Genomic DNA, 10,131 nt, shown 5'->3' with positions numbered 1-10,131 from the left:
GCCGGCCAGCACGGCCACCCCGGTGACGGCGAGCCCGGCGAGCACCGCGGCCCAGCCGCTCATCGCGCCGGCACCCGCGCCGGCGCGGACCGCTCCCCCGCCGGGGCCGCGCCAGCGACCCCGGCCTCGGTGCAGGGCTCAGTGTGGGAGTCACCGCGAGCCTCAGCGCGGGAGCCACCGCGAGCCTCGGCGTACGAGTCAGCGCGAGCTTCGGCGCGGGCCTCGCCGCAGGGCTCAGTGCGGGCCTCGCCGCAAGACTCGGTGCGGGCCTCGCCAGCAGTGCGGGGCTCAGTGTGCGACTCGAGGATCGCCAACCGACGTAGGAACAGCCAGGCGCCGGTGACCGTGGCGGCGGCCAGGCAGAGCAGCAGGGCGGCCAGCATCACCGCGTCGATCGGGGGGCTGGTGCGCGGCGCCAGGATCGTCGCCTGCTGGTGCAGGGAGCGCCACCACACGACCGAGAAGTGGACCACGGGTACGAGCGCGAACCCGGCGATGCCGAGCACCGCCGCGCTCCGGGCGCCCCGGGCGGGATCGCCGTGGGTCCACCGCAGCGCCAACTGGCCCAGGTAGACCGCCGCCAGGGCCACCGTGCTGACCAGGCGCGGGTCCCACGCCCACCAGACATCCCAGGCGGCCCGGCCCCAGATGGCGCCCAGGACGACGGTGAGGACGGTGGCGCCGACGCCCAGTTCGGCCGCCGCCCGCGCCGCCCGGTCCCACCGGGGATCGCGCCAGGCCAGGTACGCCACACTGGACACCAGCACGGCGAAGAAGGCCAGGTACGCCGTCCACGCGGCCGGCACGTGCAGGTACATCAGCCGCTGCGCCGGGCCCTGGACGGCGTCGGTGGGCGCCACGGACAGGCCGGTGACGAGCCCCGCCGCGCCGAGGCCCGCGCCGGCCCAGCCGACGGTGCGGCGGTCGGCGGCGGCCCTGCGCCCGCCGAGCAACGGCGTCGGCTGACTGGTCGGCATGTGGGTTTCCCTCCGGGGCGGGGTCTCATGGCCGACCGACGCCTTCCCCGCGCCCGCGCCCACAAACGCCGGCGGCGCGCATCCACCCGATCGGTCCCGCGGTCCCCCCGCCGGGGCGTTTCGGGGCCGGGCTGCCGGGAAGGCGTCGGGCCGACGAAGGGAGTGCGATGCGTTGGCCCGCGCGACGACGCGGTACACCACCGCCGCCACGAGGGGCGGCGGCCCTGGCGCTGGCGTCGCTGGCGTCGGCCGCCACGGTGCTGGCCGGCTGCTCCACGGGCGGCCCCCAGTCCACTCTGGACAGCGTCGGCTTCGGGGCGCGCCGCGCCGAGGGCCTGTTCTGGCTGATGTTCTGGATCTCGATGGCGGTCTTCGTGGAGGTGCTGGCGTTCCTCGGCTGGGCGCTGCTGCGGCGGCGCCGACACACCGTACGGGCGGGCGGGGGCGATGCCACCGGCTTCGTCGTCGTGCTCGGCGTCGCCATCCCGGCGGTGATCCTGCTGCCCGTCTACGGACGGAACCTGGCCGACCTCGACGCGCTGGCCCGGCCGCCCGGCGCGCCGGCGACCACCGTCGAACTGATCGGTCACCAGTGGTGGTGGGAGGTGCGGTACCCGGAGCGGCCCGGCGCGGTGACCGCCAACGAGATGCACATTCCGGCCGGGCGGACGGTCCGGGTCCTGCTGCGGACGGCCGACGTGCAGCACAGCTTCTGGGTCCCCCAGCTCATGCCGAAGACGGACCTGATCGCCGGGAAGGTGAACCAGACCCTGCTGCACGCCGACCGGCCGGGTACCTACCGCGCCCAGTGCGCCGAGTACTGCGGCAAGCAGCACGCGTTCATGGCGCTGGTGGTCACCGCGGACCCGGTGGACCGGTTCGAGGCGTGGCTGGCCCGCGCGGCGGCTCCCGCACCCGCCCCGACGAGCCAGGCGGAGCAGCGGGGGCGGGCGGTCTTCGAGGGCGGTGCCTGCGCCTCGTGCCACACCGTCCGGGGCACCACGGCGCACGGGACGGTCGGCCCGGACCTGACGACCATCGGTTCCCGGTGGAGCATCGGCGCCGGTGCCGTGCCCAACGACCGGGGCCACCTGGGCGGCTGGGTCGCCAACTCGCAGACGGTCAAGCCGGGCAACTACATGCCGCCGCAGCCGGTGCCCGCCAGCGACCTGCCCGACCTGCTCACCTACCTGCAATCGCTGCGTTAGGACACGGATGACGGTCCAGACCGAACCAGACCAGCGCCGGCCGGAGGTCGCCGAACTCGAGCACGCCTGGCACGAGCGGCCCTCGCTGCGCACCTGGCTGAGCACCGTGGACCACAAGCGGATCGGCCGGCGGTACATGGTCACCGCCGGGGTCTTCTTCGCCATCGCCGGCGTCGACGCGATCATCATGCGTACCCAGCTGTCCCGGCCGAACAACGGGCTGGTGACGCCGGAGGAGTTCAACCAGCTGTTCACCATGCACGGCACGGCGATGATCTTCCTGTTCGCCACGCCGATGTTCTTCGGGTTCGGCAACTTTCTGGTACCCCTGATGGTCGGCGCCCGGGACATGGCGTTCCCCCGGCTCAACGCCTTCGGGTACTGGGTGTTCCTCGGCGCCGGCTCGGTGATGTTCATCAGCCAGTTCGCCGGCGCCGCGCCGGACGGTGGCTGGTTCGCGTACGTGCCGCTGACCGACCGGCCGTACTCGCCCGGCCGGAACCTCGACGTCTACGCGCTGGGCCTGCTGTTCCTGGGCGTGTCGACCACGATCGGCGCGATCAACTTCATCGTCACGGCGCTGAAGATGCGGGCGCCGGGCATGTCGCTGAACCGGGTGCCGCTGTTCGTGTGGGCGATGGTCGGCACCTCGTTCATGGTGGTCTTCGCGCTGCCGGCGCTGAACCTCGCCAACGCGATGCTGTTCCTGGACCGGCGCTTCGGCACCCACTTCTTCGATCCCACGCACGGCGGCAACAGCCTGCTGTGGCAGCACCTGTTCTGGGTCTTCGGGCACCCGGACGTGTACATCATCGTGATGCCGGCGCTGGGCATCGTCTCGTCGGTGCTGCCCGGGTTCTGCCGGCGCGGCGTGGCCGCCTACCCGCTGATGGTCCTGGCGCTGGTGACCATCGCGATCATCTCGTTCGGCGTGTGGGTGCACCACATGTTCGCCACCGGGCTGCCGTTCCTGTCGTACAGCTTCTTCAGCGCGGCCAGCACGCTGATCACCATCCCGTCCGGCATTCAGATCTTCGCCTGGCTGGCGACCATGCTGCGCGGACGGATCATCGCGGGGGTGCCGTTCCTGTTCGCCGTCGGCTTCATCGTCAACTTCGTGCTGGGCGGCTTCACCGGCGTCATGTTCGCCATGACCGTGTTCGACCAGCAGGTCACCGACTCCTACTTCGTGGTCGCGCACTTCCACTACGTGCTGTTCGGCGGCGCCGTCTTCCCCCTGCTGGCCGGCGTGTACTACTGGCTGCCCAAGTTCACCGGGCGGATGTTCCACAACGGGCTCGGCAAGTGGGCGTTCTGGCTGGTGTTCATCGGGTTCAACACCACGTTCTTCCCGATGCACGTCTCCGGGCTGCTCGGCATGCCGCGCCGGGTCTACACCTACCCCACGGGCCTCGGCTGGGACCCGTGGAACCTGCTGGCCACGATCGGCGCGTACGTCCTCGCCCTCGGGCTGATCCTGGTCGCCACGGGCGTCGTGCAGGCGATCCGGCGCGGCCCGGCGGCGCCGGACGATCCGTGGGGCGCGGACACCCTGGAGTGGGCGACCTCCTCCCCACCGCGGCCGTACAACTTCGCGGTCATCCCCCAGGTGCACAGCCTGCACCCGGTGTGGGACGAGCGCAGCCGCGAAGCGATGGCCACCGGCGACGTGCTGGCCGGGCACCGTGCCGTGCTCACCAGCGAACTGGACGGCGACCGGGAGGGCCCGGTGGAGATGCCGGAATCGTCGCTGCTGCCGTTCGCGGCGGCGCTCGGGCTGCTGTTCGTGGTGCTGGGCCTGCTCTGGGGCCAGTACTGGCTCGCCGTGCTGGCCGCGTTCGCGGTCTTCATCACGCTGGCCCGGTGGCTCTGGCCGCCCCACCGCACGCCGGAGGAAGCGGGCGTGGCGAGGGAAGGCCGGGCCCCGTGACCGCCTCCCCGCCCCCGCCCGGAACGCTGCGGCAGGCCACCCGGGCCGACGCGCTGGCGACCGAGATGCCCGTGGGGCGCACCCGCGGCTGGTGGGGCATGGTCTTCCTGATCGCCACCGAGGCGACGGTGTTCGCGCTGCTGCTGGGCAGCTACTTCTACCTCCGGTTCCAGTCCGGCCGGCACTGGCCGCCGCCGGGCATCGAGAAGCCGGAGCTGACCAAGGCGATCATCATGACGATCCTGCTGCTGCCCAGCAGCCTGCCGGTCGTCTGGGCGGAGCGCGGCATCCGCAGGGGGCAGCCGTGGCGGCTGCGCCTGGGGCTGAGCCTGACGCTCATCCAGGGCCTGCTGTTCCTCTCCGTCCAGGCGTCCGAGTACGCCACCAACCTGAAGAAGTTCACGATCACCACCGACGTGTACGGGTCGCTGTTCTACGCCACCACCGGCTTCCACGGCTTCCACGTGACCATCGGCCTGGTGATGGTGGCCTGGCTGCTGGCCGCCTCGCTGCGCGGCAGTTTCGGCGCCCGGCACCACGACCGGGTCACCATCGTCGCCCTCTACTGGCACTTCGTGGACATCGTGTGGGCCTTCATCTTCATGAGCCTCTACCTGTCGCCGAGGTTGTGATGGACCCGACCGAGACCTCGCCCCGGGCCCGCCGCGTCGGCGGCGGGCTGTTGTGGTTCGCCGCGCTCGGCGGCGCGCTGTCCTGGACGGTGCACCTGTTCGTGGCCTGGGCCACCGACGAACTGGCCTGCGCGTCGGGGCACACCACGCTGGCCGGGTTCCCGGTCAAGGGGGTGGTCACGATCGGCGTCGTACTGCCGGCGCTGGTCGCCGCCGCGGCGCTGGCGACGGCCTGGCTCGCGTGGCGGCGCACCTCCGCCGCGGCGGGCGAGGACGACCCGCGGATGGGCCGGGCCGCCCTGCTCGCGGTGGTCGGGCTGGCCGCCAACACCCTGTTCCTGGCCATCATCATCGCGGGCGGCGTGAGCCTGCTGGTCTTCTCGGCGTGCCAGCGATGACCGCCCGGCCCGATCCGCTCGGCCCGCCGCTCGCGTACCCCGGGGGCGGCACGGCCGCCGCGTGGACGCAGATCGCCGGCGTCCTGCTCATCGCCGCGCTGGCCGCCGGGTACGGGCGGGGCGTGCACGAGCTGTGGTCCCGGCGCGGCGTCGGGGCGGTCGTCCCCCGCTGGCGGGCGGCGTCGTTCGGCGCCGGCCTGTTCGTCCTGGCCCTGGCCGGGCAGGACCCGGTGCACGCGCTGGCCGAGCGCTCGTTCGCCGGTCACATGACGCAGCACATGCTGCTGCTGGTGGTGGCCGGCCCGCTGCTGGCCGCCGGCGGCGCCGGGCTGCCCCTGACCCTGGCCGGCCCGCGCCGGCTGCGCCGGTGGGCCGGCCGGGGGCGGGCCACGCCGGCCGCGCGCTGGCTGCGCGCCCCCACCAACCTGGCCCTGCTGGCCGCCGGCGCGCACACCGTCGTGCTGTGGGCGTGGCACCTGCCCACCCCGTACCTGCTGGCCGAGGGTGACGAGGTGGTCCACGCCGTCGAGCACGCCACGTTCGTCGGCGCGGCGTGGCTGCTGTGGTCGACCGTGTTCGCGCCGCGCGGGGCCGGGCTGAGCGCCCCGGTCGGCTTCCTGCTGCTGTTCGCCACCGGGATGCCGGCCGCCGCCCTGGGCGCGGTGCTGACGCTGGCGCCGGTCCCGCTGTACCCGGACGGTGTGCTGGCCGCCGCTCACCCGCTGGCCGACCAGCAACTGGCCGGGCTGGTCATGTGGGTTCCGATGGACGTGATCGTGCTGCTGGTCGCGGTCGCCGTGTTCCTGCGCTGGCTGGTCCGGCTGGACCGGTCCGCCCCGCCCGAACGCGACCTGAAACCGCCCGACACCGGCTCACCCAGGCAGGAGGAGGTGCCCGCATGACTGGCCGACTGCGGTGGCTGTGGCCGATGCTCGCGGCCGGGGCCCTGGTCGCCCTGCCCGGTGGCTGCGTGACCGTCTCCCCCGCCGCGCCGCCCCAGGTTCCCGCCGGGGACCCGGGCCGGGGCGCCGGCCTGATCAGCCAGTACGGCTGCGGCTCCTGCCACACCGTGCCCGGGGTCGCGGGCGCCGACGGGCTCGTCGGGCCGCCGCTGGTCCGGTTCGGGTCGCGCTCCTACATCGCCGGCAAGCTGGTCAACAACGGCGCCAACCTCCAGCGGTGGATCCAGCACCCGCAGCAGGTGGACCCGGGTACCGCCATGCCGGATCTGGGCGTGAACGCGACCGACGCGCAGGACATCGCCGCCTACCTGTTCACGATGAAGTGAGGGGGACGCGGGTGACGGGCAAGCCACCGGGCGCGGACCGGCCCCGCCGCGCCCCTTCCCGTCGCCGGGTGGTCGCGGCGGCGGCCGGTCTCGGGCTGATCGGCCTGCCGGCGCTGGCCGCCCCGGCGGCCACCCCGCCGGCCACGGCCGGCCCCTCCACCCACTCCGCCGCCGTTGTCCGGGCGGCGCCCACGACCTCCACCACCGCTGTCCAGGCGGCGCCCACGGCCTCTGTCGCCGCGACGCCCGGCGCTTCGGTGCCGGCACCCACCGCCCCGGCGGGCGCCTCGCCCACCGCCCCGCCCGGTGCTTCGTCCGGCGCTTCACCCAATGCCTCGCCCGGTGCTTCGCCCGGCGCCCCGGCGAGCGCGGAGGCCAGCGGGCCGCCGCCGGGGCTGGCCGCCGCCAACCCTCGGGGCGACCAGTTGTACCGGCAGAGCTGCGCGAGCTGCCACGGCGTGACGGGCCAGGGCAGCGCGCGCGGGCCGTCGATCAACGCGGTCGGCGCCGCCTCGGTCGACTTCCAGCTGAGCACCGGCCGCATGCCGCTGCGCGACGAGCCGTACGCGGACACCCACCGCACGCCCGCGTTCTCGCCGCCGGACATCGCCGCGATCGTGCGGTACGTCGCCGCCCTGCCGCCGGGCGGCGGCCCGCCGATCCCGCGGGTGGGCGACGGCGACGCCCGGTCCGGCCGGGAGCTTTACCTGACCCACTGCGCCGCCTGCCACTCCTCCGCCGGGGTCGGGGCGACGCTGAACAACGGGCGGGTGGCGCCGTCGCTGGCCAACTCCACCCCGACCCAGATCGGCGAGGCGATCCGGGTGGGCCCGGGGCTGATGCCGGCGTTCCCGGAGGGGGTGCTCAGCGACGGCGACGTGGACGCCGTCGCCAGCTACGTCCAGGTACTGCGGAACGGGCGCGGCCGGCTGGACAGGGGCGGCTGGTCGCTGGGGCGGCTCGGTCCGTTCCCCGAGGGCGCGGTCGGCTGGCTGATCGGGATGGGGCTGATCGTGCTGCTGGTCCGCCGGCTCGGGAGCCGGGCCGGATGAGCGGTCCCCGGGACCCGTTCGCCGGCCAGCGGGGCCGGGCACGGTGGGTACGCGCCTTCTTCGCGCTGACCGTGCTCGGCGCCGCCGGCTTCGCGGCCGCGTACACGGCGGGCGGCAACACCCAGTTGCTGGGCGTCGCCCTCGCCGTCGCCTTCGGCGGGCTGGCCGCCGGGCTCGCCGTGTGGGGCCGGGGGCTGCTGCCCAGCGGCGGTTACGTCGAGGAACGCCCCATCCTCGGCCGGCACCGCGAGGAGCGGCGGGTGCTCGCCGAGACGGCGGGCGGCGCGGAGAGCCCCATCCGGCGGCGAGGGCTGGTGGGGGCGCTGGTCACCGCCGGGGGCGCCCTCGGGCTGGCCCTGCTGTTCCCGCTGCGGTCCCTGCTGGAGTTCCGCCCGGGCAACCGGCCGATCGGCATGGTCCGGCACACCGTCTGGCGGGCCGGGGGCATCCGGCTGGTGACCCCGGAGGGGAAGCCGGTGCGGCCCGGCGACATCAGCCCGGGCACCGTCCAGATCGTCGTCCCGGAGGGGCACGCCGACGACGGCGACGCGCCCGCCTTCCTGGTCCGGCTGGACGTGCGACGGCTGCGCAAGGGGCCACCGGCCGCCACGGTCGGTGACCTCGCCGCGTTCTCCGTGCTGTGCACGCACGCCGGGTGCCCGGTCGCGCTGTACGAGAAGGGCACCGGGCGGATGCTGTGCCCCTGCCACCAGTCCGCCTTCGACCTGTGGAACGCCGCGCGGGCGGTGGCGGGGCCGGCGGCGCGGCCGCTGCCCGGCCTGCCGATCGAGGTCGGCCCCGACGGGTACCTGCGGGCCTCCGGCGATTTCACCGCGCCGCCCGGCGCCGGTTTCTGGGACCTTCCCCCCGGGGGCGTTCCGTGATCACCCGTCGCCTGTACCGGTCGCTGGACGAACGGGTGGGCAGCACGCCGCTGCTGCGCAAGTCCCTGGTCAAGGTCTTCCCGGACCACTGGACGTTCATGTTCGGCGAGATCGCGCTGTACTCGTTCGTCACGCTGGTGCTCACCGGCGTCTTCCTGACCCTGTTCTTCGAGCCGAGCACCGCCGAGCAGGTGTACCGGGGCGGCTACGAGGCGCTGTCCGGCTCCCGGGTGTCCAGCGCGTTCGCCTCGACCGTGGCGCTCAGCTACGACGTGCGGGCGGGTCTGCTGTTCCGCCAGGCGCACCACTGGTCGGCGCTGCTGTTCGTCGCCGCGATCGTGCTGCACCTGTCGCGGATCTTCTTCACCGGCGCGTTCCGCCGCCCCCGCGAGATCAACTGGGTGGTCGGGGTGACCATGCTGGCGCTGGCGCTGCTGAACGGCTTCACCGGCTACTCGATGCCGGACGATCTGCTGTCCGGCATCGGGCTGCGGATCATCTACTCGGTCGTGCTGTCGATACCGGTGGCCGGGTCGTGGCTGGCGATGCTGCTGTTCGGCGGCGAGTTCCCGACCGCGCAACTGCTGCCGCGCCTGTACATCAGCCACGTCCTGCTGGTGCCCGCCGCGTTCGCCGCGCTGATCTCGGTACACCTGGTGATCATCGTGGTGCAGAAGCACACCCAGTTCCCCGGACCGGGCCGCCGCGACCGCAACGTCGTCGGCTCCCGGTTCTGGCCGGCGTACACGCTGCGCTCGGTGAGCCTGCTGCTCGGGGTCCTCGCGGTGGCGTTCGCGCTGGGCGGGCTGGTGCAGATCAACCCCATCTGGATCTACGGTCCGTTCAACCCGGCCAAGGCGACCTCGCCGGCGCAGCCGGACTGGTACGTCGCCTGGGGCGACGGGGCGCTGCGGCTGTTCCCGCCGGCCGACTTCCGCATCTTCGGCCGCCTCGTCCCGTCGCCGTTCTGGCCCTCGGTGGGCCTGGGCACGATCACGTTCCTGCTGCTGTACGCCTGGCCGTGGCTGGAACGGTGGCGGACCGGCGACCGGGCGTTCCACCACGTGCTGGAGCGGCCCCGCGAGCGGCCGGGCCGGGTGGCGGTCGGCGCGTACGCCCTGACCTTCTTCGCGGTGCTGCTGGTCGCGGCGGCCGACGACATCATCGCCCGGCTCACCCGCGTCCCGGTCACCGCGCTGGTGACGGCCCTGCGGATCGCCATCCTGGTGCTGCCCGTCGCCGCCGCGGTGATCGCATACCTCATCACCAACGCGCTGCGGCGCAGCACGGGCAGCGGGGTCACCGAACTGACGCGGGAGGACATGCGGGCCGGGCTGACGCCGCACAGGGCGCGCCACCCGGCCGGGCGGGAGCCGCCCCTCGTGCCACCGCCGGATCAGGTGGTGCAGATGTGGCGCAACCCGGCCGGCACTTGGCGGTGGCGGTGGCGCGGACCGGGCGAGGAACTGCTCAGCAACGAGGCGTACCTGAGCCGGGACGAGGCGCTCACCGCCGCGCGGGTGGCCTTCGCGGGCGTCCGGCTGGAGCAGGTCCGGCCGCCAGCGGGCGTCCCCCTGCCACCGCCGCGCCACCGCCACCCGGCGGCCACCCGGGCCGCGGGGGTCACCGGATGGCTGGCCCTGTTCCTGCTCGGGCGCCGGCGCCGGCCGGGCCCGCCCGACGGACCACCGGCGGAGCCGGGCGAGGAGCCACCCGAGGACCCGGGCGAGCGGGCACGGGAACCGGCGGCGCGCGAGTGACC

General features: G+C 74.3%; 10 protein-coding genes. 9 read left to right on the top strand and 1 reads right to left on the bottom strand.

Annotated features, from left to right (window positions below; all coding sequences use genetic code 11):
• Positions 1–59: 59 nt before the first annotated feature.
• Positions 60–977 carry a cytochrome c biogenesis protein CcsA gene (gene ccsA / locus KJS59_RS09300; protein WP_213452088.1) on the bottom strand — a complete coding sequence of 306 codons (918 nt, stop codon included), beginning with the start codon at positions 975–977 and terminating at the stop codon, positions 60–62.
• A 167-nt stretch (positions 978–1,144) separates the two neighbouring features.
• Here ccsA and KJS59_RS09295 point away from each other — a divergent pair, with 167 nt between their 5' ends.
• From KJS59_RS09295 to qcrB, 9 genes are read left to right on the top strand one after another with little or no spacing between them, the layout of a single operon-like run.
• Entirely contained in the window at positions 1,145–2,185 is a 1,041-nt protein-coding gene (locus KJS59_RS09295; RefSeq protein ID WP_213452085.1) for a cytochrome c oxidase subunit II, read from the top strand.
• Positions 2,186–2,192: 7 nt separating this feature from the next.
• The gene (ctaD, locus tag KJS59_RS09290; protein ID WP_213452083.1) at positions 2,193–4,115 is read left to right on the top strand and encodes a cytochrome c oxidase subunit I; all 1,923 of its coding nucleotides are present in this window, start codon (positions 2,193–2,195) and stop codon (positions 4,113–4,115) included.
• Complete coding sequence (locus tag KJS59_RS09285) at positions 4,112–4,747, top strand: cytochrome c oxidase subunit 3 (RefSeq protein WP_213452081.1); 636 nt, start codon at positions 4,112–4,114, stop codon at positions 4,745–4,747. Before ctaD ends, KJS59_RS09285 begins: the two co-directional genes overlap by 4 nt.
• A complete protein-coding gene (locus KJS59_RS09280; protein ID WP_213452079.1) occupies positions 4,747–5,145 on the top strand; it encodes a hypothetical protein in 399 nt (132 codons plus the stop codon). Before KJS59_RS09285 ends, KJS59_RS09280 begins: the two co-directional genes overlap by 1 nt.
• On the top strand, positions 5,142–6,047 hold the full coding sequence (locus tag KJS59_RS09275) for a cytochrome c oxidase assembly protein (protein WP_213452078.1): 906 nt from the start codon (positions 5,142–5,144) through the stop codon (positions 6,045–6,047). Before KJS59_RS09280 ends, KJS59_RS09275 begins: the two co-directional genes overlap by 4 nt.
• Complete coding sequence (locus KJS59_RS09270; RefSeq protein WP_213452076.1) at positions 6,044–6,433, top strand: c-type cytochrome; 390 nt, start codon at positions 6,044–6,046, stop codon at positions 6,431–6,433. The genes KJS59_RS09275 and KJS59_RS09270 overlap by 4 nt, the downstream gene beginning before the upstream one ends.
• A gap of 11 nt (positions 6,434–6,444) precedes the next feature.
• Entirely contained in the window at positions 6,445–7,485 is a 1,041-nt protein-coding gene (locus KJS59_RS09265) for a c-type cytochrome (protein WP_213452074.1), read from the top strand.
• Positions 7,482–8,369: a QcrA and Rieske domain-containing protein gene (locus KJS59_RS09260; RefSeq protein ID WP_213452072.1), complete on the top strand. Its 888-nt coding sequence runs from the start codon at positions 7,482–7,484 to the stop codon at positions 8,367–8,369. Before KJS59_RS09265 ends, KJS59_RS09260 begins: the two co-directional genes overlap by 4 nt.
• Positions 8,366–10,129, top strand: coding sequence for a cytochrome bc1 complex cytochrome b subunit (qcrB, locus tag KJS59_RS09255; protein ID WP_213452070.1), 1,764 nt, complete (start codon positions 8,366–8,368; stop codon positions 10,127–10,129). Before KJS59_RS09260 ends, qcrB begins: the two co-directional genes overlap by 4 nt.
• Positions 10,130–10,131: the final 2 nt, after the last annotated feature.

The organism is Rhizomonospora bruguierae, assembly GCF_018397995.1.
In the GTDB taxonomy this organism is placed as follows: Bacteria; Actinomycetota; Actinomycetes; order Mycobacteriales; family Micromonosporaceae; genus Rhizomonospora; species Rhizomonospora bruguierae.
Note: the sequence above shows the minus strand (reverse complement) of the source record. Positions and strands in the feature narration are given on the sequence as shown.